Origin of the sequence: Xanthomonas sp. NCPPB 2866 (assembly GCF_041475745.2) — a bacterium.
Taxonomy (GTDB): Bacteria; Pseudomonadota; Gammaproteobacteria; order Xanthomonadales; family Xanthomonadaceae; genus Xanthomonas; species Xanthomonas arboricola.
On sequence record NZ_CM192975.1, the window covers coordinates 1,940,219 to 1,960,899 of the forward strand.

The 20,681-nt window shown below is 67.4% G+C and carries 20 protein-coding genes; 14 read left to right on the forward strand and 6 right to left on the reverse strand.

The features are described 5' to 3' along the window. Window positions 1-4: 4 nt before the first annotated feature. The 4 genes from ACCQ04_RS08400 to ACCQ04_RS08415 form a co-directional block, all read right to left on the reverse strand. Window positions 5-739 carry a TorF family putative porin gene (locus ACCQ04_RS08400; RefSeq protein ID WP_024940348.1) on the reverse strand — a complete coding sequence of 245 codons (735 nt, stop codon included), beginning with the start codon at window positions 737-739 and terminating at the stop codon, window positions 5-7. Between the two features lie 307 nt (window positions 740-1,046). Continuing rightward, window positions 1,047-1,436: a c-type cytochrome gene (locus ACCQ04_RS08405; protein ID WP_016902092.1), complete on the reverse strand. Its 390-nt coding sequence runs from the start codon at window positions 1,434-1,436 to the stop codon at window positions 1,047-1,049. Between the two features lie 24 nt (window positions 1,437-1,460). Beyond that, window positions 1,461-2,813, reverse strand: coding sequence for a hypothetical protein (locus tag ACCQ04_RS08410; protein WP_024940349.1), 1,353 nt, complete (start codon window positions 2,811-2,813; stop codon window positions 1,461-1,463). A 71-nt stretch (window positions 2,814-2,884) separates the two neighbouring features. Further along, window positions 2,885-3,499 (reverse strand): cytochrome b, encoded by a 615-nt coding sequence (locus ACCQ04_RS08415; RefSeq protein WP_226426446.1) that lies wholly within the window; start codon window positions 3,497-3,499, stop codon window positions 2,885-2,887. A gap of 297 nt (window positions 3,500-3,796) precedes the next feature. Here ACCQ04_RS08415 and ACCQ04_RS08420 point away from each other — a divergent pair, with 297 nt between their 5' ends. The 14 genes from ACCQ04_RS08420 (at window position 3,797) to ACCQ04_RS08485 (ending at window position 17,411) form a co-directional block, all read left to right on the forward strand. Continuing rightward, window positions 3,797-4,234: a sugar 3,4-ketoisomerase gene (locus ACCQ04_RS08420; protein WP_016902088.1), complete on the forward strand. Its 438-nt coding sequence runs from the start codon at window positions 3,797-3,799 to the stop codon at window positions 4,232-4,234. Next, window positions 4,231-4,902, forward strand: coding sequence for an acetyltransferase (locus ACCQ04_RS08425; RefSeq protein ID WP_226426445.1), 672 nt, complete (start codon window positions 4,231-4,233; stop codon window positions 4,900-4,902). Before ACCQ04_RS08420 ends, ACCQ04_RS08425 begins: the two co-directional genes overlap by 4 nt. Window positions 4,903-4,904: 2 nt before the next feature. Next, window positions 4,905-5,858, forward strand: coding sequence for a glycoside hydrolase family protein (locus ACCQ04_RS08430; RefSeq protein ID WP_226426444.1), 954 nt, complete (start codon window positions 4,905-4,907; stop codon window positions 5,856-5,858). Between the two features lie 7 nt (window positions 5,859-5,865). Next, the gene (locus tag ACCQ04_RS08435; protein ID WP_226427114.1) at window positions 5,866-6,777 is read left to right on the forward strand and encodes a GNAT family N-acetyltransferase; all 912 of its coding nucleotides are present in this window, start codon (window positions 5,866-5,868) and stop codon (window positions 6,775-6,777) included. Next, window positions 6,777-7,889 carry a DegT/DnrJ/EryC1/StrS family aminotransferase gene (locus ACCQ04_RS08440; RefSeq protein ID WP_226426443.1) on the forward strand — a complete coding sequence of 371 codons (1,113 nt, stop codon included), beginning with the start codon at window positions 6,777-6,779 and terminating at the stop codon, window positions 7,887-7,889. Before ACCQ04_RS08435 ends, ACCQ04_RS08440 begins: the two co-directional genes overlap by 1 nt. Continuing rightward, a complete protein-coding gene (locus ACCQ04_RS08445) occupies window positions 7,886-9,139 on the forward strand; it encodes an O-antigen translocase (protein ID WP_226426442.1) in 1,254 nt (417 codons plus the stop codon). Before ACCQ04_RS08440 ends, ACCQ04_RS08445 begins: the two co-directional genes overlap by 4 nt. Next, entirely contained in the window at window positions 9,136-10,086 is a 951-nt protein-coding gene (locus tag ACCQ04_RS08450) for a glycosyltransferase (protein WP_226426441.1), read from the forward strand. Before ACCQ04_RS08445 ends, ACCQ04_RS08450 begins: the two co-directional genes overlap by 4 nt. Further along, window positions 10,083-11,216, forward strand: coding sequence for a hypothetical protein (locus tag ACCQ04_RS08455; RefSeq protein ID WP_104543245.1), 1,134 nt, complete (start codon window positions 10,083-10,085; stop codon window positions 11,214-11,216). Before ACCQ04_RS08450 ends, ACCQ04_RS08455 begins: the two co-directional genes overlap by 4 nt. 43 nt (window positions 11,217-11,259) lie before the next feature. Continuing rightward, window positions 11,260-12,111, forward strand: a complete 852-nt coding sequence (locus ACCQ04_RS08460) for a Wzz/FepE/Etk N-terminal domain-containing protein (protein ID WP_226426440.1) — start codon at window positions 11,260-11,262, stop codon at window positions 12,109-12,111. A gap of 156 nt (window positions 12,112-12,267) precedes the next feature. Next, complete coding sequence (locus ACCQ04_RS08465) at window positions 12,268-13,110, forward strand: class I SAM-dependent methyltransferase (protein WP_104574166.1); 843 nt, start codon at window positions 12,268-12,270, stop codon at window positions 13,108-13,110. A 12-nt stretch (window positions 13,111-13,122) separates the two neighbouring features. Further along, window positions 13,123-14,343 (forward strand): amidohydrolase family protein, encoded by a 1,221-nt coding sequence (locus ACCQ04_RS08470; RefSeq protein ID WP_226426439.1) that lies wholly within the window; start codon window positions 13,123-13,125, stop codon window positions 14,341-14,343. After that, window positions 14,340-15,038 (forward strand): class I SAM-dependent methyltransferase, encoded by a 699-nt coding sequence (locus tag ACCQ04_RS08475; RefSeq protein WP_226426438.1) that lies wholly within the window; start codon window positions 14,340-14,342, stop codon window positions 15,036-15,038. The genes ACCQ04_RS08470 and ACCQ04_RS08475 overlap by 4 nt, the downstream gene beginning before the upstream one ends. A gap of 136 nt (window positions 15,039-15,174) precedes the next feature. After that, complete coding sequence (locus ACCQ04_RS08480) at window positions 15,175-16,302, forward strand: glycosyltransferase family 4 protein (RefSeq protein WP_226426437.1); 1,128 nt, start codon at window positions 15,175-15,177, stop codon at window positions 16,300-16,302. Then, entirely contained in the window at window positions 16,299-17,411 is a 1,113-nt protein-coding gene (locus tag ACCQ04_RS08485; RefSeq protein ID WP_226426436.1) for a glycosyltransferase family 4 protein, read from the forward strand. The genes ACCQ04_RS08480 and ACCQ04_RS08485 overlap by 4 nt, the downstream gene beginning before the upstream one ends. 288 nt (window positions 17,412-17,699) lie before the next feature. On the opposite strand, the gene ACCQ04_RS08490 is transcribed toward ACCQ04_RS08485, so the two are convergent. Both ACCQ04_RS08490 and ACCQ04_RS08495 read right to left on the reverse strand, forming a co-directional pair. Continuing rightward, window positions 17,700-18,914, reverse strand: coding sequence for a nucleotidyltransferase family protein (locus tag ACCQ04_RS08490; RefSeq protein WP_226426435.1), 1,215 nt, complete (start codon window positions 18,912-18,914; stop codon window positions 17,700-17,702). A 60-nt stretch (window positions 18,915-18,974) separates the two neighbouring features. Further along, on the reverse strand, window positions 18,975-20,528 hold the full coding sequence (locus ACCQ04_RS08495) for a B12-binding domain-containing radical SAM protein (RefSeq protein WP_372358736.1): 1,554 nt from the start codon (window positions 20,526-20,528) through the stop codon (window positions 18,975-18,977). Window positions 20,529-20,681: the final 153 nt, after the last annotated feature.

The following is a 20,681-nucleotide window of genomic DNA, read 5'->3' on the forward strand; positions in this document are numbered from 1 at the left end:
GGGATCAGAAGGTGACCGACGCGGTACTCAGCCAGGGCGTTTCGCCGGGGCCGCCCTGCAGGCGTGGGGTGTTGTCGCTGGTGACGATGCGTTCCAGCTTCAGCGTCCATCGGTCCCGACTCCAGCGCAGGCCGAATTGCCCATACTGATAGCGGCCGGACCGCGCGGCGCCGTAGGCCATCGCCGGGAAACGTGACGAACCGGCGCCGACTGTCAGGCTGAGGTCGTCGCGCAGCGGGACATTGGCGGTGACGTCGATGGCGACATTCCACGGCGACTGGTCGGCACGTGGGAAATTGAAGGTCGACACCGAGAAGGTCAGCACGTCGCGATAGGACCAGGCCAGGCTGGCCTCCTGGCGGTCGAAGGTGCGCGTGGCCTGATTGGTCGGGTAGCCGTAATACAGCGCGCTGGCCTGCATCTGCCAGCGGTCGCCCAGCATCCAGGCGCGTGCGGCCTGGGCGGTCACCGCCACCGGCCTGCTCAGCGAGGGCGATTGCAGCGCGACCGACGCCGACATCGACCAGCCCGGTGCGGGCAGCCAGTAGCCGGCGGTCTGCAGGGTGGCCTTGTTGGGCGCGATCGAGATGCCGCGGTCGATCAACTGCGAGGTCAGCGCCACCGCGCCACCGACCGTGCCGGCGATGGCATTGCCCGGGCCCAACACCAGGGCCAGCAGCAGGCAGTGGCGCAACGCGGCGCGTCGGCGTGCGGCCTGAGCATGCCGGCAGTGCGGCATGCCCCGGGGCGTGTGGCAGCGTCGCCGGCCCGCCCCGTGGCCGCTCGCGAGCCACGGCTGCCCGTCGCAGGCGCAGCTGCGTCGCGTCCGGAGCGGGTAGGGCCTGGCAGTCAAGGCATTCGGCAATGGGGTAAGCGTCTACATGGAACAGGGGCGCGATAGTGACCCATCACGCAAGACGAGACCGCTGCGACGGCGGTTGTTCCGTCCGTATACGCGAAGGAACCGGCACAGGCAACGCGCACCTGTGCCGGTATGCGCCGGCGAGCGCGCTTCCGGATGCCAACCGGCAGCGCGCCGGTGTCGATCAGTGCAGGGTGTTGAGGTAGGCGATCAGCGCGTCGAGTTCCTTTTGATCTTCCAGGCCTTCGTACTTCATCTTGGTGCCCGGCAAGGCCTTGGAGGAGGACTGCGACAGATAGGTCTTGAGCTGGGCAGGCGTCCACTGCCACTTGCTGGCCTTGAGCGCATCGGAGTAATTGCTGTAGTCGGCCAGGCTGGCGGCCGGGCGCCCGGCCACGCCGAACATCGACGGGCCCTTCTTGTTCTTGCCCTGGGCGGCGCTGTGGCATTCGGCGCATTCGGTCATGAAAACGCCTTTGCCGTCGGCTGCGTGCGCAGGCGGGGCAAGCAGGGCGCCGGCCAGCAGCAGGCCGGCCAGCGGGGCGCACAACAGGGTCTGGTGGAATGACTTCATGGGGGTCCTTACGCGTGCGGGGGATCAGAACGAGACATTGACCGACAGCGCGAAGCTGTCGAGATCGCGCGGGTTGGTGATCGGAATGCCGCCACCGAACACATTGCTGGTGCTGCCGTTGAACTTGTCGAAGCGGAACCAGGTGGCCGCGAACCGCACGTTGGCATTGGTGGTGTAGGTGCCTTCCTTGCCGAACGGGGTCCAGTACAGCAGGATCAGATTGGCGGTGGTGTCGGGGATGCCGTAGGGCTGATAGCGCGCCACATCGAACGAGCCGCTGTTGATCAGATGCGCCGCCAGCACGCCGTAGGTCTGCTTGAACGCGTAGTTCATGCTGATGTTCTGGTCGCGCACGCTGCCGCGGTCGCGCGGGGACATGCTCGGGTCGGTCGGCAGCAGCGGGCTGCCGTATTTGCGGCGCTCGTAGATGTTGACGTAGGCCAGCGACAGCACGTGCTCGCGGGTGCCGAGGAACTGATAGGTCAGGTCGTAGCCCAGGTCGGTGAGGTCATCGCTGGGGCCGCCGCTGCGCAGCCGCTGGCGGCGCGTGGTCATGGCGGTCAGGCCGGCGGAGAAGAACTGCCGCTTCATGTCCTTCATGTAGGCAAGGCGCGCATAGCCGGTGTCGCTGAGCTTGCCCGGGTCGCCGTTGGGGTTCCAGCCCAGGTGGTCCTGCGCGTCGGTGGACAGCGCGCTGTAGCTGCCGACTTCGCCGTACCAGTTGCGGTCGAACAGGCCGTACACGGTGGCGCCGATCACGCGGTTGGAGAGCGAGGACGAACTGAGCATGCTGGCCGAGCCGGCGTTGGACACCGGGCTCAACGTCGATGCATTGGGCAGCACCTGGATCGGGTCGGACACGCCGGGATTGTTGTTGATGCTGACGCCGACCATCGCGTCCTTGCCGGCCAGCTGGAACGGCTTGCTGACAAAGCGCAGATCCACATCGTCGAGCTGGGTGTTGAAGGTGTCGTTGCCGCCGTTGTTGGAGCGGATCTTGGAGTAACCGCCGACGTGGTCGTTGACCCGTCCGGCCAGATACAGGTCCGCTTCGTTGATGCGTGCGCTGCTGTCGCCGCGGCTGGGATTGCGCCGGGTCCAGGTGACCTGGCCGGAGGCCGGGATCTTGGTGCCGTTGCCGTCGGTATCGGTGAAGCCGCCGAGCTTGAAGCGCATGCCGTACGGGGTGAGCGACGGTCCATAGGAGCCGACATGGCAGTCCGCGCACGACGAACCGGTCTGGCGTGCGAAGGAGGGAATCGCCTGCGCCTGGGTGCTGGCCAGCAGCAGCAACGGGCCGGACACGCACAACAAGGAGGTCAGGGAAGCGGTGCGCGTGGCAGTGGTGCGACGCGGAGCGGGCTGGGGAGTAGGCATGGAAAGTCCTTGTTCGACGGTACGGGGGTCGGCGCTGCGGGAGCGGGGGACAGCGGGCAACACGGCGGAGCTCATCGGCGTGTTCCCGGCAGCACGCGGTGCAGCAGGCCATCGCGCAACACCAGGTGATGCCAGAGGGCGGCGCCGATATGCGCGATCACCAAGGCCAGCAATACCCAGGCGGCATTCAAGTGCCAGGTGCTCAGGGTGTCGGCCAGGTCTTCGTCCGGCGCAACCAGGTTCGGCAGCGTCAGTCCGAACAGATAGACCGGTTTGGCGTAGGCATTGCTCAACGACCAGCCGATCAGCGGCAGGGCGAGCATCAAGCCGTACAGCGCGAGGTGGGTGGCGCCTGCAGCCAGCCGCATCGGCAGCGGCGATGGCGGGCCGGGCGGCAACGCGCGCAGGCGGATGCGCAGGCCCACCCGCAGGACGAACAGCAGCAGCACCATCAAACCGAAGTGGCGATGGCCTTCCATCAGCCACTGCCGCAGTGCGCGTCCTTCCAGCTCGGCGCGCAGCAGGATCAGCGCGGCCGCCATGGCCAGGCAGAACACCGTCAGCCAATGCAATACGCGCATCGGTCTGGGCAGCGGAATGACGCGCGCCGGCAGTGCGGCCTGCTCCGGCAGCGCAGTGGCACTGTCGGCTGCAACCGCATCGGGCGCGTGGGGGGATGAACTCATCGATCGGTGTCCTGCGCTGGTGTCGTTGGATCCGGCAGTGCGCGGTGCGCTGCCAGGCCTGGCTCCCCACGCCGGCCGAGCTGCGGCCACGTGAACGTGCAGCGATATGTGCGGTGCGGCCGCTGAAAGGTTGCATCGCCGTACGCGGATGACGTGCCTTGGCACGGGGGTGGTCGCAGCGACTGCGCTTGCGCGCACCTGGGTTCGCAGCGCCGTGACGCCGCGCAACCTTTCGCGCATGCCGGCGCACTCAGGCATGTCGCACTACGTGCAGTCAGCGGTTACGCCCTTCCGATCATGGCCATCGAACGCATCCAGTTGCATACCCACGGCGACGATCGCGGGCTGCTCATCTCGTTGGAGCAGCAGCGCAATGTCCCGTTCGAGATACGTCGTGTGTATTACCTGTTCGGCACCCGCAACGGCGTCCATCGTGGACAGCATGCACACCGTCGGCTCAACCAGCTGGCGGTGGCATTGCATGGCTCGGTGACGATCCTGCTGGATCAGGGCGACGGCCACGGCCAGCAGGAAGTGGTGCTGGACGATCCATCGCAGGGCCTGCTGCTCGGCCGCATGGTGTGGCGCGACCTGCATCGCTTCAGCCCCGACTGCGTGCTGATGGTGCTGGCCGACCAGTTCTACGATCCCGCCGACTACATTCTCGATTACGACCAGTTCCTCAGCGAAGTGCGCGCTGGCAGCGGTCTGGATGCACGCAGGCTGGAAGCATGAGCGTGCACAAGCCCCTAGTGATCGTGGGCGCAGGCGAATTTGCGCAGATCGCCTGCGAGTATTTTCAGCACGACAGCGACTACACCGTGGTGGCCTTCAGCGTGGAGCGCGACTTCCTGCTGCGGCCCACGCTGGCCGAGTTGCCGGTGGTGGCCTACGAGGAGCTCGAACAGCGCTATCCGCCCGAACAGTACGAGGTCTTCGTCGCCATCCCGGCCACGCAGCTCAATCGCCTGCGGACGCGCTTTTTCCAGGACATGTTGCGGCGTGGCTATCGCTGCGCCAGCTATGTCAGCTCGCGTGCGTTCGTCTGGCGCAATGCGCAGATCGGCGCCAACTGTTTCCTGTTCGAAGGCAACGTGATCCAGCCATTCACCCGGATCGGCGACAACTGCATCCTGTGGAGCGGCAACCATATCGGCCACCGCACGGTGGTGCAGGACAATGTCTTCATCGCCTCGCATGCGGTGATTTCCGGCTATTGCGAGATCGGGCGCGGCAGCTTCATCGGTGTCAACGTCACGCTCAGCGACAAGGTGCGCATCGCCGCCGATAACATCATCGGCGCCGGTGCGCTGGTGACCCGGCATACCGATGTCGAGCGTGTCTACGTTGGCTCGCCGGCGCGCGCGGTGGCCGGCAGATCCAGCTTCGACGTGGAGCTGTGAGCATGTTTGCCTGGACCAAGCGCGGCCTGGTGTTCGACGTCGCACGCGATGGTGTGGGCGGCTGGATGCAGCACGCCGCGCTGACGCCGACGCCCTACCGGTTGTCGGCGCAGGTGCTGCGTGTCTATGCGGGCTTTCGCGATGCGCAGGGCGTGAGCCGGATCGGTTATGTGGACGTACGCGCCGACGCACCGACGCAGATCGTCGGTGTCAGCCGGCAGCCGGTGCTGGACATCGGCCGCGCTGGCTGTTTCGACGACAACGGCATGATTCTTGGCGATGTGGTGGCCGGGCCGGATGGGCTGTACATGTTCTATGTCGGCTTCCAGCGCGTGGCCAAGGCCAAGTTCCTGGCCTTCACCGGACTTGCGCTGTCCCGCGACGGCGGCGAGCGTTTCCAGCGCTTGCAGGACACCCCGCTGCTGGATCGCGCGCCCGGGCGCAGCACGATTGCCGCGGTGCATTCGGCACGTTTCGAGGAGGGGCGGTGGCGGCTGTGGTACGCGGTGGGCGACGATTGGGAAAGCATTGGAGGCCAGCCGTATCCGCGCTACCACATCCGCTATGCGGAGACCGACGATCTGCGCCATATCCCTGCCGACGATGTGGTGTGCCTGCGCCCGCAGGACGACGAATACCGTATCGGCCGTCCGCGCGTGTATCGCCTGGGCGATCGCTATCTGATGTATTTCACCCGCGGCGATACGCACGGCGGTTATTTCCCGGGTTTCGCTTCCAGTCGCGATGGTGTGCAGTGGCAGCGCGATGACAGCCAGCTGGGGCTGCAGCTGTCCGAGCAGGGCTGGGATGCGCAAACACTCTGTTACCCGGCCTTGATCCAGCAGCATGATCGGGTGTTGATGTTCTACAACGGCAATGCGATGGGCCAGGCCGGCTTCGGCCTGGCCGATGCAGCGTTGCCGCCGGACCTGCAGGGGCGCCATGTTTTCGGTTAGGCCGTATCTGCCCGGCGATGCGCCTGCCTGGGATGCCCTGGTGGCGTCCTCGCGCAATGGCAATGTGTTGCATCGGCGCGGCTACATGGACTATCACGCCGACCGCTTCGTGGACGCATCGTTGCTGATCGAACGCGGTGGCGAGGTGGTGGCGGTGCTGCCGGCGAATGTGGAGGGCGACTGTGTCAGCAGCCACGCCGGCCTGACCTATGCGGGCCTGCTGTCGTCCACGGCCCTGCGCGCGGGTGCGACCTTGCAGGTGTTCGAACAGATCGCCGCGCACTATCGCGTGCGTGGGGTGCGCGAGCTTGTGTACAAGCCGGTGCCGCATATCTTTCACGCATATCCGGCCGAAGAAGACCTGTATGCCCTGTATCGCGTGGGCGCGCAGCTGTACCGGCGCGATCTGTCCTCGGCGATCGCGTTGCGCGAGCCATTTGCGTTCAGCGCCGAACGTCGACGCTCGCTGGGCAAGGCGCGCAAGGCCGGTATGCAGATCCAGGCCAGCACCCGACTCGATGAATTTCATGCCCTGCTGACCGAGGTGTTGCAGCGCCACCACGTGGCGCCGACCCATCGGCTGGACGAGCTGCAATTGCTGCAACACCGGTTTCCGCAGCAGATCGTGCTGCATGAGGCGCGAGCCGAAGGGGAGCTGTTGGCGGCAGCGCTGGTGCTGGATTTCGGCCGCAGCGTGCACACCCAGTATCTGGCGGTGTCCGCGCGCGGTCGCCAGCTGGATGCGCTGAGCCTGCTGCTGGCCGAGCTGATCACCCATGTGTATGCGCAGCGCCATTACTTCAGCTTCGGTATCTCGACCGAGCAGGCCGGCCAGGTGCTCAACGACGGTCTGGTCGAACAAAAGGAACGTTTCGGCGCACGCGCCGTGGTACAGGATTTTTATCGGTGGATGCTGTAATGGATGTGCCGTTCTTGGATTTGCGCGCGGTCAATGCGCGGTATGCGGAGGAGCTGAAGGTCGCTGCGGCGCGGGTGATCGATGCCGGCTGGTATGTGCTTGGGCAGGAGCTGGCCGCCTTCGAGGAAGAATTCGCCAGCTACTGCGGCGCTGCGCAGACGGTGGGTGTGGGCAACGGGCTGGATGCGTTGTCGCTGATCCTGCGCGGCTATCGCGAGCTGGGCGTATTGCGCGAGGGCGACGAAATCATCGTGCCCGCCAATACCTTCATTGCCAGCTTTCTTGCGATCAGCCAGAACCACCTGGTACTGGTGCCGGTGGAGCCGGACCCTGCGACCTTCAACATCGACCCGGCCAGCGTGGAGAAGGCGATCGGCCCGCGCACGCGCGCCATCATGGCGGTGCATCTGTACGGGCAGTTGGTGGATGTGGCGGCGCTACAGACGCTGGCGCATCGCTACGGGTTGCTGCTGATCGAAGATGCCGCGCAGGCGCATGGTGCCAGTGCGAACGGACGACGTGCCGGCGCCTTCGGCGATGCGGCGGCGTTCAGTTTTTTCCCGACCAAGAACCTGGGCGCACTCGGCGACGGCGGCGCAGTGGTGACCTCGGATGCGCGCCTGGCCGAGCGCATCCGCGCGCTGCGCAATTACGGTTCGCAGGTGAAGTATCACCACCTCTGCCAGGGTGTGAATTCGCGGCTGGACGAGATGCAGGCGGCGTTCCTGCGGGTCAAGCTGGGCTATCTGGACGATGAGATCGCCCGCCGCCGCGCGGTGGCGCAGCGCTACCTGCACGGCATCGACAACCCCCTGATCACCTTGCCGACGGTGGTGGCCGAAGCGCAGCACGTCTGGCATCTGTTCGTGGTGCGCAGCGTCCAGCGCGATGCCTTGCAGGCGCATCTGCTGCGCTCGGGCATCCATACCCAGATCCATTACCCGGTGCCGCCTCACCGGCAGCCGGCCTACACCACCTTGGGCGATGCCTGCCTGCCGGTGAGCGAGCGGCTTCACCGTGAAGTGCTGAGCCTGCCGATGGGGCCGGCGCTGGACGATGCGTCGGTTGCGCGCGTGATTGCCGCATGCCAGTCGTTTGGCGCTCCCGCATGAATGTCGTGCGCAGCAGCGCCTACACCGGCGTTGCGACGCTGGCCAAGCTGCTGGCCGCGCTGGTGGTGGTGAAGCTGGTGGCGGTCTACGCCGGCCCGCAAGGGGTCGGCCGGCTGGGCCAGTTCCTCAATCTGATGTCGGTGCTGGCGGTGCTGGCAGGCGGCGGCATCAGTGCCGGCATCGTCAAGTACGTGGCCGAGTACCGCGACGACGCCGCTGCGCTGGCACGTCTGCTCAGCGCGGCGCTGTGGTACGCATTCTGCGCGGCCTGCGTGATGGCGGTGCTGGCGTTACTGTTCAGTGGTGCCATCGCCGAGCGCCTGCTCGGCGATGCGGCGTACCGGCCGCTGATCTGCGTGGCGGCGGTGGCGCAGCTGGGCATCGCACTGGTCAACTACATCCTGGCGGTGATCAACGGCTTCATGGATGTGCGCCGCCTGGCATTCGTGCAGGTCAGCGGTGCGGTGCTGAGCACGGCACTGGTGGCATGGCTGTCTAGCCGGGCACAGCTGCAGGGCGCCTTGCTGGCGCTGGTACTGGGTCAGGTGCTGTGGTTGCTGGCCGGCGTGCCGGCGCTGCGGCGCAGCGGTTATTTTCGACGCGAGATGTTGCGCATGCGCTTCGATGCGCAGATGACGCGCAGGCTGGCGACGTTCTCGGTGATGACGCTGACCTCCACGCTGGTGCCGCAGCTGGTGGCCATGCTGGTGCGCGACCATCTGGCGCTGCAGTTCGGCTGGCAGCAGGTGGGGTACTGGCAGGCGGTGAGCCGGGTGTCGGACGCGTATCTGCTGTTCTTCACGACCGCGATCAACGTGTATTACCTGCCCAAGTTGGCATCGCTGCAGGAGCGTGTAGCGCTCGGGCGCGAGCTGCGCGCCGCGTATCGCCATATGTTGCCGGCGGTGATCGTGATGGCGCTGGGCGTCTACCTGTGTCGCGATTGGCTGACCTGGCTGTTGTTCGACGCCCGGTTTGCCCAGGCCACGCCGCTGTACGCTCCGCAGCTGCTGGGCGATGTGATCAAGATCGCCGCCTTCGTGCTGTCGTACGTGATGCTGGCTAAGGCGATGACGCGTCTGTTCGTGATCTCCGAATGCGTGTTTGCCGCCAGCTACCTGGCGCTGGTGTATCTGTTCACCGCGCAATGGGGGCTGATCGGCGCGATGTATGCCTTCCTCGCCAACTACGTGCTGTATCTGCTGTTCAACATCGTGGTGGTGCGGCGCTATCTGGTGCAGCCGGCATGAGCGACTCCACCCAACCGGTCGGGCGTGCACGCTGGCCGCTGGTATCGGTGCTGATCCCGGCCTTCAACCACGAACGCTTCGTGCAACGCTGTCTGGACAGCGTGCTGGAGGACCCGTACCCGTGCAAGGAACTGGTCATCATCGACGATGGTTCCAGCGATGCGACCGGCGAGAAGATTGCGCAGTGGATCGCCAGCCATGGCCACCGGCTGCCGGTGCAGTTCGTGCAGCGTGCCAATCGCGGGGTGGCGGCCACACTCAACGAGCTGGCGCTACGTGCGCGCGGCGAATACCTGCGGCTGGGCGCAAGCGATGATTATCTGCTGGCCGGCGGGCTGGATGCACAGGTGCGCTACCTGCGTGCGCATCCGCAGAAACTGGCGGTGATCGGCGATGCCTGTGTGGTCGACCAGCATGGGCAGCTGCTGCACGGCAGCGCCATGCGCGACCTGCATCGGGTGGATGTGGACCTGTACCGCTCCGCATCCGGCATCCGCCGCGCGGTGATCCAGCAGTGGGCGGTCGGCGGCGCGGTGGCGCTGCTGCGCCGCAGTGCCTTCGATGCGCGCGCCGGCTGGGACGAGTCGCTGCGGATCGAAGACTGGGATTTCTTCCTGCGCCTGGCCGCGCGTGATGCGCTGGGCTTTGTCGACGTGCCGGTGTGCGCGTACCGGTTGCATGGCCACAACCTCAGTAAGACCGTGGACGTGCGCGCGCGCATCGCCAACCTGAGCGAGTCGCGTCAGGTGGCACGGCGCTGTGCGGAATTGTTCGATGCGCCCGAGCGCAGCTTGCTGCACGCGCAGTCGCACTACATCGCCGCAAAGGTGGCGTTCCTGCAGCGCCGGCCGCACCGGGTGATCGGGCATCTGCTCGCCTATGCCTGGATGTCGCTGCCGGCCAGGTGGTGGCCCAGGCAGGCGCGCAGCACAGTGAAACCGGCATGAGCACGCTGCTACGCCGGCCGGCGACCTATCTGGCACTGCCGATGCTGTTCAGTTGCGCGCTGACGCTGCTGACCTACAGCTTGCCTGGCGACTACGCGGACGGCATCGCGCTGCTGGCCGCCGCCGCCGCCGCGACCTGTGTACTGGACGCCGTGCTGCGCGTGCAGTTGCCTGCGGTGGAGCGCTTTCGCGCCTACCGTTACGCCGGCACCCGTGATGCGTTCCTGGTGATGACGCTGGCGGCGGTGGTGACGCTGTTCTGCATCGTGGATGTGGCGCTGTTTCCGATTCCGCTATTCAGCGATCCGTCTTCGTATGCCACCTTGAGCCCGCTGCGCGCGCATGTGCGGCACATCTCCAACATGTGCTGGATCCTGCCGCCGATCGCGCTGCTGTGCGTGCGCCATCGCGGGCTGCGCGCGGCGATGCTGACGCTGGGATTCGTGTTTCCGATCGTGGTGATCGACCGCAACCGCATCTTTGCGGGGCTGTTTTCGTTCGTGCTGGTGATGCTGTTGCGCCGCGATCCGGCACGTCGCCTGCCGTGGAAGACCATCGGCCTGCTGGTGCTGGCCGGTGGCGGGGTGTTTTCCATCCTCGGCGCACTGCGTTCCGGCTCGCTGGCTACCGTGGCCCTGCCGTTCAGTGCCTTGTATCGCGCCATGCCGCAGGGTGTGCAGTGGTTGCTGCTGTACATCAGCGCCGGGCCGTACAACTTTGGCGCGATCCTGGCCAAGGGCTATGTCAACGCCAGTTTCCTGGTCAATCAGCTGGTGCCGTTCAGTGGCTCGATCGCCACTGCCGGCACCAGCATCCCGCTGGATGCGCCCAACATCAATGTGGGGACCGAATTCTTTCCGTTCCTGATGGCCTGGGGGGCGCCGGGTGCGTTGCTGGCGCTGCTGGCGTTGTATGCAGGGCTGGTGTGGAGCGTGCGACTGCTCAACCGCTCGCTGTCGATCTTCCATGTGCTGATCTTCCTGCGCATCGCCTATGCCTGCCTGATGTCGCCATTTGCGCCGCAGGCCTTCACCTGGACCAATTTCGGCTTCGTCGCGCTGTGCCTGGTGTTGCATGCCTGCACGGTGCTGTTGCCTGTCCGCAATGCCGTACCCACCGCTGCTGCGTAATGCGCGGCCGCTCCGCTTCACCCTGTTCCAGAGCCGGTGCACCATGACTCAACACGACGATATCTATCTGATCGACCTGTGGCGCATCCTGCGCCGCGAATGGCGCTGGGCGCTGGCCGCACTGCTGGTGGTGCTAGCACTGACCTTGGCCTTCACCCGCCTGGCCCGGCCGCAGTGGGAGGCCACCGCCTGGATCCAGGTCGGCGAGATCGGCCCCACGCCGGCCGGGCGCGACCCCAAGGTCGAACCGTTCCAGCGCGTGATCGACCGCATGAAGACGCGGCTGTTCCAGGATGCGGTGCTGCGCCAGGCCGGCGTGCCGCTGAAAAGCCGCGCTGCGCAGCTGTACCGCGGCAGCCTCAAGCCGGACCCGGACCCGTATGCCAATCTGATCGGGGTGACCATCCGGGGCGAATCGTCGGCGCAGGCACGCAAGCTGGCGATGGCGACGGTGAGCGCCTTGCAGGGCCTGCACGGTGACACCAATGCCGTGGCGCTCGCACTGGCGCGTACACGCCTGCAAGGCCTCACCGACGATCTACGCGCGGCAATCCGCAACCGCGATCGGTTGCAGCAGCAGGTGCAGGCCGGGCAGGGCGCCGCCGCGGCCACGCCGGCCCAGGTTCTGGCAGGCGTGCTGTTGACCGACAGCAACACCACCGTGCGCGCATTGAGGAGCGAACGCGACGATCTGATTGCCCGCCTGACCACGCGTTACACCTATCAGACCTCGCTGGCGTGGCCGTTGTACGTGCCCGAGCAGCAGGCGTTTCCCAATGCCGTCACCGCCTGGGCCGCCGGCCTGCTCGGCGGGGCGGGGCTGGCGGTGCTGGCGGCGGTGTTGCGCAATGCATGGCGGCGCCGCGCGGTGGCCACCCCGCGCGCTGCCGGCTGATCTGCGCAGCGCCGTGCAGCACGTGCGCAAGGCTGCCCACGCTGCAACCAAACCGCCTGCGCGAGGCACTCACCGGTCAATCAAGCGATGCCGCGTTGGCGGTGTCGCGCCTGGAGAGTGTCGTGAGAACAGCTGGATCGGTGTGGGAGGCTGCGCATGTCGGTGGTCAATGAGCATGCGGCGCGCGGTGGCACGGTGGCCCCTGAGCGCTTGCTGGAGACGCAACGCGCGTTCGACAGCGTTGCGCCCGACTACGACGGCCCACGCGGCAACAACGCGCTGATCCAGCGCATGCGCAGCACGTTGTGGGACACTGTCGCGGCCGAGCTGCCGGTGGGCTCGCATCTGGTGGACCTGGGCTGCGGTACCGGCCTGGATGCCGGCGAATTCGCACGTCGCGGTTACCACGTGCTGGCCACCGACTGGTCGCCGGCGATGGTCGAGCGCACCCGCCATCGCGCGGCAGCGCAGGGCCTGCAAGAGCGCCTGAGCGCGGCCCATGTCGGCATCCAGCAGCTCGACCAGCTGCAGGGCAGCTTCGACGGCATGTATTCCAACTTCGGCCCGCTCAACTGCGCGCCGGATCTGCCGGCGGTGGCGGCCGAATGCGCGCGTCTGCTGCGCGCCGATGGCTGCCTGGTGTTCTCGGTGATCGGGCGCATCTGCCCCTGGGAAATTGGCCATTACGGCGTGCGCGGGCGGTTCAAACGCGCCGCGGTGCGCGCCGCGCGCGGGGTCACCGCGGTGGGCATGAACGGCCACACCATCTGGACCTGGTACCACCTGCCGCGCGAGTTCTACCGCGCCTTCGCCAAGCACTTCGTCCTGGACCGCTATTGCGCGTTGAGCCTGTTCCTGCCGCCGCCGTACCTGGTGGATTTTTGCGAACGGCATCCGCGCCTGTCCGCGCGCCTGGGGCAGTGCGACGACCGGCTGGGCGGCCTGCCGTTGCTGCGCGACATGGGCGACCACTTCCTGATCGTGATGCGCAAGCGCTGAGTGGAGACGCCGATGTCCATGGCCGATGTCTGTCTGCAGGGCGCGCGCTCGATCACCCTGGCCGGCCCCTCGCGCGCGCCGCTGACCATCCGTGCAGGGCGCTTCGGCGGCACGCTTGGCACGCGCAGCCTGCGGCTGGACCTGCAGGGGCATGTGCTAGCGCCCGGCCTGATCAATGCGCACGATCATCTGCAGGTCAACTGCGTGCCGCCGCTGCCGCAGGGCGCGGCGTTTCCCAACAGCTATGCGTGGATCGAGGCATTCCAGGCGCATTTCCAGCATCCCGAGGTGGCCGCGGCCCTGCGCGTGCCCAAGGCGGTGCGTCTGCGTCACGGTGGACTGAAGAATCTGCTGGCCGGCGTCACCTGCGTGGCGCAGCACGACCCGTGGCACGCCACCCTGGACGAGGCCAGCTTTCCGGTTGGCCTGCTGCGCGAGTTCGGCTGGAGCTATGCACTGGGATGGACCGGCTATGGCCCACCGGTGCAGGGCAGCTTTGCCGCTACCTCGCCCGAGCATCCCTGGATGATCCACCTGGCCGAAGGCACCGACGCGGTGGCGGCCGCCGAACTGGACGAACTGGATCGGCTCGGTTGCCTGGCCTCCAACAGCGTGCTGATCCACGGCGTGGGCATGGGCGAGTACGATATCGAGCAGGTGATCGCACGCGGCGCGGCGGTGGTGTGGTGCCCGTCGAGCAATCTTGCGCTGCTGGGTCGCACGCTCGACCCCTGGCGCCTGTGCATGGCGGGCCGGCTCGCGTTGGGCAACGATTCGCGCGTCAGCGGTTCGCGCGATCTGCTGGAAGAACTGCGCATCGCCGCCAGCAGCGGCTTGGCCGCGGATCTGTTGCTCGGCCTGGTCACCCATCAATCGGCGCGCATCCTGCGCATGGCCACGCGTGGACGCCTGGCGCCAGGGGCGGAGGCGGATCTGGTGATCGTGCGCGACCGCGGTGGCGACCCGGCCGACAGCGTGGTGGGCTGCGCACGCAGCGACCTGCGCGCGGTGATACGCGATGGCGTCCCGCGTATCGCCGACCCGGATTTTGCCGGCTGGTTCGACGCTGCAGGCGTCCAGACCGTGCCGGTACTGCTGGATGGCCGCCCCAAGCTGCTCGACGCCACGCTGGCCGATCCGGCAGTGCTGGCACTGGAACCGGGCCTGCAGCGCCTGGCGCAGGCTGCGCACCGGCCCGGCGTGACCATGGCCGCCAGCGGTGCGCTGTCGTGAGCACAGTGCCGACGCTGGAGCCGGCAGCGGCGTATGCGCTGTGGGCGCAGGCGTATCCGCCGCATGCGCACAATCCGGTGATGCTGGCCGAGGAGCGCGCCATGCTCGCGCTGATGCCGAGCGTGTTGCAGGGCCAGCACGTGCTGGACGCCGGCTGCGGCAGTGGCCGCTACATGCTGCATGCCTTGCGGCGCGGCGCGCTGCAGGTCACCGGCGTGGATCTGTCGCCGCAGATGCTGCAGCGTGCGCACGCCGAGCTGTCGCAGCACTGGCCAGCGGCGCGCATGCACCTGCAACAGGGCAGCCTGGAGCAACTGCCACTGGGCGATGCAGTGGCCGATCTCAGCGTCTGCGGCCTGGTGGTCGGCCATCTGCAGCGGCTATGGCCGGCGCTGGAAGAACTGCATCGGGTCACCCGCGTCGGCGGCATCGTGCTGTGCAGCGACGTGCATCCGATCGGGCATGCGCTGGGCTGGCGGCGCGACTTCAAGGCCGATGGCCGGCAGTACGCGGTGCGGCATACGCAACATCTCTACAGCCATTGGCATGCGGCCTGTGCGGCGCTGGGAATGGAGATCGAAGCAGTGGCCGAGCCGATGCTGGACCCGGCCGACATCGCGCCCGGTGCACGGTTCGATCAGGCCGCGCTGCAGGTGCCGGTCGCGCTGGTGTTGCGGCTGCGGCGCATTGCGTGAGCGCCGTGGCGGCCATGCTGGCATGTGCCTGCAGCACCTCGGCCGCGGGCAAGCCTTGCCGTTTGCGCGCCGCGCGGTGCGCGGCACGTGGCCCGATCGCGCTTGCAGGCCGTGCAATCCGGGCGCGGTCGCTGTGATGAGCTTGCGGGTGGCACAACTCAACCTGGTGCCGACGCCGGCCGGCCTGACGGCGGAGCAGGTGTTCGCGCAATGGCCATCGCTGGCCGATATCGCCGAGGCCGTCGCCAGCGCCGGGGTGCGCGTGGCGGTGGTCCAGGCCTCTGCACTGAACCTGCGGCTCACCCGCCAGGGCGTGGACTACCGTTTCGTCGAGCTGGGTGCGCGCGGCAGTGCACAGCGCGCAGCGCTGCTTGCGGCGATGCTGCGCGAGATCGGCGCCGATGTGGTCCACGTCCACGGTCTGGAATTTGCCGGCGATGCACGCCGTCTCGCCCGCCTGCTGCCGCATACGCCGATCCTGCTGCAGGATCACGCCAACCGCCCGCCGCGCTGGTGGGCCCGGAGTGTGTGGCGGCGTCGCTACGCTGCCGCCGCCGGGATCGCGTTCACCTCGCTAGACATGGCGCAGCCGTTCGCACAGGCGCGCCTGTTCAAGGCCAGGACGCAGCTGTTTGCGATTCCCGAATCGAGCAGCCGCTGCTCGCCGGGCGATCGCCTGCAGGCACGCGAGCACACCCGCCTGCATGGCGACCCCTGCGTGTTGTGGGTCGGGCATCTGAGCGCGGCCAAGGATCCGCTGTGCGTGCTCGATGCCGTCGCCCTGGCCGCACGCGTGTTGCCGGGCCTGCGGCTGTGGTGCGTGTTCGACCAGGCGCCGTTGCTGGAGCAGGTGCAGCAACGCCTGCGCGCCGATCCGTCGCTGGCGCGCTGCGTGCAGCTACTGGGCAAGGTGCCGCATGCGCGCGTGGAAACGCTGTTGCGTGCCTGCGACCTGTTCGTCTCCGCCAGCCATGCGGAGAGCTGCGGTTACGCGGCTGTGGAAGCCTATGCCTGCGGCACCTTGCCGCTCTTGACCGATATCCCGGCCTTTCGTGCGCTCAGCGATGGCGGCGCAGTCGGCGCGTTGTGGCCGGTGGGCGATGCCTCGGCCCTGGCGGAACTGCTGTTGCGGCTCTTCCGGCAACGCCCCGACCGCGCACAGGTGCGCGCGCATTTCGATGCACGGCTGTCGTTTGCCGCAGTGGGGAAACGCTGGAAGCATGCGTACACCCGGTTGCTGGCCGCGCCAGGGCGGGGCGCATGAAACTGGCCCTGGTGGTCCCGGGCGGCGTGGACCGCAGCGGCGAGGTCCGCGTGATCCCGGTGTTCCTGACCCTGATCGAATGGCTGGCGCGCCATCACCAGGTGCATGTGTTCGTGCTGCACCAGGAGCCGCTGCCCGGTACCTGGGCATTGCGCGGCGCCACCGTGCACAACATCGGCGCCAGGCGCACCCGCACGCGCGCGATCGCCGCCATTGCCAGTGAACACCGGCGTGCTCCCTTCGATGTGATCCAGGCGATCTTTTCCGGCTATTGCAGTCTGATCGCGGTCGCCGCGGCAAGGCTGTTGCGTCGTCCAAGCGTGGTGCATATCGCCGGTGGCGAGCTGGTCGCGTTGCGTGGCATCGGCTACGGCGGCCGGCAGCGCTGGCGCGGGCGTTTACGCGAAGCGGTGATCCTGCGCCTGGCCGACCGCGTCACTGCGGCCAGCGCGCCCATCCTCGAGTCGCTGACGGCGCTCGGCATCCACGCGCAGCGGGTGCCGCTGGGCGTAGATCTGCGGGCCTGGCCGCCGGCCGCGCCACGTGCACGCAGCGGCGGCATCGCCCGCTTGCTGCATGTGGCCAGCCTCAATCCGGTCAAGGACCAGACCACCTTGCTGCAGGCAATGGCGGCGCTCAAACGCGCCGGTGTCGCCTTTACCCTGGACATGGTCGGCGTCGATACGCTGGAAGGCGCCATGCAGCGCCTGGTGCACCAGCTGGACCTGGGCGGGCAGGTGCGTTTTCTCGGTTTCAAGACCCAGCGCGAGTTGCGCCCGATCATGCAGACGGCCGACCTGCTGGTGCTGTCGTCCTTGCACGAAGCCGGCCCGCTGGTGCTGCTGGAAGCGGCGGTCGCCGGCGTGCCCACCGTCGGTACCGCAGTCGGGCATCTGGTCGAGTGGGCACCGGTGTGTGCGCTCGCGGTACCGCCGGGCGACTGGGCCGGGCTGGCAGAAGCCGTCCGCCAGGTCCTGGCCGACGACGAGTTGCGCCTGCGCCTGGCCTGGGCAGCGCAATGCCGTGCGGTACGCGAGGACGCGGCGTTGACCACGCGGTTGTTCGAGCAGCTGTATCGGCAACTGTGCGAGGCGCGTCCGCTGCGCTGACTGCGCTCGCAGGGGACGCAGCCTGCATCGGCTGCCATGCAATACGCGCGGTGCAGCAACGAGGCTGCCAGGCCGAACCTGGTGACATCCTCGCAAGGGCGATCGGCTGAAAAGCGGCAGCCTGTGCACGCCTGCTGCAGTCCTGGAATCACCAACAAGACGTCGCGATCGGCCGATGGATGGATGCGGACGGCGCGCCCGGAATCGGACTGTGCGGCTGATACCTGCCGCCTCCGGGCATCGGCCGCGCCGGTGCGGCAGTGAGCGCAGCAGCGTTGTCAGCCGCGCTCAGACTGGCTGCAGATAGCCGTCCAGCGCTGCACGCACCACATACAGCATGTCGGTGCGCGGCACCGGCCGGGTCAGGCGCGTCATCACCCGGCGCAGCTGGGTCTGCCGCACCCATGGCTGGTCCTGAAGCCACAACTGGGTCTGCAGCATGTCGGCACGTTCCTTGCGGCTCTCGGCCGACGGCACCACCCGGTTGCGCAGGTACTGCCGCGCTTCGCCCAGCGAGCGTGACCATTCGATGCCGGGCAGGGCCGACAACCACAGGTTGGAACACGAGGCGGTGGTCAGGGTCTGGCGGGCCGCACGCATGCGCAGCAGGCGCGGGCAATCGGCCTGCAGCCGCGCCATCACCGCCGGCGGCACCACGCTGCGGTAATAGCGTTGCAACAGCAGCAGCGGCGGCAACGCCCACCACGGTGCCATGGCCGGGTCGTCCCACAACTGTTCCCAGTCGCGCAGGCCCATGCGCGTGGCCAGCAATGCCAGGTCATGCAGATGCATCAGGCGGATGCTGCGCTGGCAGATGCCGCCGGCCGCATGCAGCAGCAGATGGCACATCAGCGCGCCGACCGACGGGTAGGGGTTCAATCCCGGCTGCGGACGCTCCGGCAGGATGCGCGCGGTGATGTCCACGCTGCTCAGCGGCAGGCGTTCCTGGATGCGGGTATGCAGCTCGAGATTGATCGGCGCATCGCGATGCTCGCCCAGTCCCGCAACCGCCTCGCCCTGCAGCGGCTTGAACACCTGGTGCTTCCATTGTTCGAAGGAGGCCACGTAGCCAAGCTCGCACAACAGTGCCGCCGCCACGGGCGCATCCTCCGGCGCCACCAGCAGGTCGATATCGGCCATCGGGCGATCGCCGGGCAGATAGACGCCGAGCCGATGCAAGGCGGTGCCCTTGAGACCGACCAGGGCGATGCCCGCCGCACGCGCCGCCGCGTCGATGCGCGTCAGCAGCAGCGCGATGCGCCGATGGCGGTCTTCGACATGGCTACGTTGCTCGTGCAGGAACGCGGTCCAGTCGGCGTCCTGCCACAGCGAACGGCGTTGCAGCAGCGGCGACACCCCATGCGCGGCCGCCGCGGCCGCGGCCAGCTGCCATTGCAGCCGGTCCCACTGCGGCACCGCCTCGCCGGGCTGCGCCAATTCCCGGGCCAGCCGTTCGGTGGCCGTCTGCAGGCCGTGCTTGATGGTGCGAAGGGAAGGCTGCATGCGGCGGAGATTCCGAGAAAGGCAACGTGATGTCGGGAAGTGAGGTCGGCGGGTTGCGCGTCAGCCGACCAGCACGCTGGCCAACTGGCGCGGTTGGCGTTCGGCAGCGCCGGCAAGCGGCGCGGTGCGATGTTGCCGTTCGCTGGCGATCAAGGCGGACCAGCGCGCTTCCAGCGTGTCCGAGGCCTGTGCAAACGCATCGGCGCCCAGCGTGGCGCGCGCCTGTTGCAGGTCCACCTGCGTATGCAGCAGATCGCGCACGCTGCGGTAGAACTCCGAGTCGTACGCACCATGGAACATCATCGCCAGGTCGTCGCTGTCCTGCCAATGGGTCTTGCCGCCCAGCTGGTTTTTCACTTCCTCGTAGAACTTGGTGCCGGGCAGCGGATAGGACACGCTGACGCCGATGATGTCCGGCTTGGCCTGCGTCACCAGTGCGCGCGTGGCCAGGATGTCTTCGAGTTCTTCGCCCAGGTAGCCGAGTTGAATGAAGAATCCCACGCGGATCCCGTGCGCACCCAGGCGCCGGCGTGCGGCGATGACCTCGCCAACCTCGGTGCCCTTGGTCATTTTGTCCAGGATGCGCTGGCTACCGCTTTCGGCACCCAGCCAGGCCTCGGCGCAGCCGGCGCGTGCCAGCGCAGCGGCCATACGCTCGCTGGCCAGGTCGGCGCGGGTCTGGATGGTGAACGGGATCGCGCCATCGGCGTCGCTCAGGCGCTGCGCAAAGGTTTCCACCCACTCGATATGGAAGCCGAAGATGTCATCGGCCATCCAGAGGTGATCGGGCTGGAAGCTGCGCTTGAGATGGATCATTTCGGCAGCCACGTCTTCCGCATCGCGGCGCTTGTAGTGATTGCCCCAGATCGGTTTGGCGCACCAGTTGCAGCGGAACGGGCAACCGCGCGAGGCGGCCATGTTGAGGCTGAAATAGCCGTGCCGTTGCCGCCAGAAACGCTGATAGCGCGGCATGTCGACCAGGTCCCAGGCCGGCAGGCCGCTCAGGCGCGCGTCCGGCGGTTGTGCGCCACGATGCACGTGTGCTGCAGCAGCTGGGCTGACGGCGATACGTGCAACGCCCGCGAGCCAGGCGTCTGTATCGATGATGGGATCTTGTTCGACGCGCGCCACCAGTTCGAGCAGTGGTGCAATGCCTTCGCCGATCAACACCGCGTGCGCGCCGGCAGCCAGAAACACATCTGGGTTGTCGGATGCATCGGAGCCGGCGACCAGCACGCGGCAGCCGGCCGCGAGCGCTTGCCCAATCATCTGACAGGCCGCCTCGCGCATGCGGCTCAGGCACATCTTGGTGAGGAAGTTGAAGTTGTCTTCGTAGAACACCACCAGGTCCGGCTGCGCAGCGTGCAAGGCGCCGGTGTAGTCCTGCACGTCGTCGGCCAGCATCGCGTCGAACAGGCTCAGTGCATGGCCACGCTCGCGCAGCAATGCCGCGACCTGCAGCGTTGCCAGCGGTGGATACGGCTTGCCGCGCTCCCATTGCTTGGGGTCGTAACGCAGGAAATACGAATGACTGACCTGGATCTTTAGCATCTGCACAAGGCTCTCGTTCTGTCGCCAGGTGCGCGCAGCGGCGGCGTGCGCAGGCACCGGCATTCGGCTCGGCAGTAGGTGCGGATGCAGGTGGCTTTGGTTGCGCCGATCGGCATGCCGTCGTTGGCGTGCATTGGGCACGCGTGCCGATGTGGATGCGGCAACCTTTCTGGTGCCGTTCGGCACACACCGGCTGATCGATGCAATGGGTGGAAG

Excerpts from the sequence above, each read along its gene's own strand:
- ACCQ04_RS08400 (WP_024940348.1), bottom strand. The coding sequence starts at position 739 with ATGCCGCACTGCCGGCATGCTCAGGCCGCACGCCGACGCGCCGCGTTG.
- ACCQ04_RS08405 (WP_016902092.1), bottom strand. The coding sequence starts at position 1,436 with ATGAAGTCATTCCACCAGACCCTGTTGTGCGCCCCGCTGGCCGGCCTG.
- ACCQ04_RS08410 (WP_024940349.1), bottom strand. The coding sequence starts at position 2,813 with ATGCCTACTCCCCAGCCCGCTCCGCGTCGCACCACTGCCACGCGCACC.
- ACCQ04_RS08415 (WP_226426446.1), bottom strand. The coding sequence starts at position 3,499 with ATGAGTTCATCCCCCCACGCGCCCGATGCGGTTGCAGCCGACAGTGCC.
- ACCQ04_RS08420 (WP_016902088.1), top strand. The coding sequence starts at position 3,797 with ATGGCCATCGAACGCATCCAGTTGCATACCCACGGCGACGATCGCGGG.
- ACCQ04_RS08425 (WP_226426445.1), top strand. The coding sequence starts at position 4,231 with ATGAGCGTGCACAAGCCCCTAGTGATCGTGGGCGCAGGCGAATTTGCG.
- ACCQ04_RS08430 (WP_226426444.1), top strand. The coding sequence starts at position 4,905 with ATGTTTGCCTGGACCAAGCGCGGCCTGGTGTTCGACGTCGCACGCGAT.
- ACCQ04_RS08440 (WP_226426443.1), top strand. The coding sequence starts at position 6,777 with ATGGATGTGCCGTTCTTGGATTTGCGCGCGGTCAATGCGCGGTATGCG.
- ACCQ04_RS08445 (WP_226426442.1), top strand. The coding sequence starts at position 7,886 with ATGAATGTCGTGCGCAGCAGCGCCTACACCGGCGTTGCGACGCTGGCC.
- ACCQ04_RS08450 (WP_226426441.1), top strand. The coding sequence starts at position 9,136 with ATGAGCGACTCCACCCAACCGGTCGGGCGTGCACGCTGGCCGCTGGTA.
- ACCQ04_RS08455 (WP_104543245.1), top strand. The coding sequence starts at position 10,083 with ATGAGCACGCTGCTACGCCGGCCGGCGACCTATCTGGCACTGCCGATG.
- ACCQ04_RS08460 (WP_226426440.1), top strand. The coding sequence starts at position 11,260 with ATGACTCAACACGACGATATCTATCTGATCGACCTGTGGCGCATCCTG.
- ACCQ04_RS08465 (WP_104574166.1), top strand. The coding sequence starts at position 12,268 with ATGTCGGTGGTCAATGAGCATGCGGCGCGCGGTGGCACGGTGGCCCCT.
- ACCQ04_RS08470 (WP_226426439.1), top strand. The coding sequence starts at position 13,123 with ATGTCCATGGCCGATGTCTGTCTGCAGGGCGCGCGCTCGATCACCCTG.
- ACCQ04_RS08480 (WP_226426437.1), top strand. The coding sequence starts at position 15,175 with ATGAGCTTGCGGGTGGCACAACTCAACCTGGTGCCGACGCCGGCCGGC.
- ACCQ04_RS08485 (WP_226426436.1), top strand. The coding sequence starts at position 16,299 with ATGAAACTGGCCCTGGTGGTCCCGGGCGGCGTGGACCGCAGCGGCGAG.
- ACCQ04_RS08490 (WP_226426435.1), bottom strand. The coding sequence starts at position 18,914 with ATGCAGCCTTCCCTTCGCACCATCAAGCACGGCCTGCAGACGGCCACC.
- ACCQ04_RS08495 (WP_372358736.1), bottom strand. The coding sequence starts at position 20,528 with ATGCCGGTGCCTGCGCACGCCGCCGCTGCGCGCACCTGGCGACAGAAC.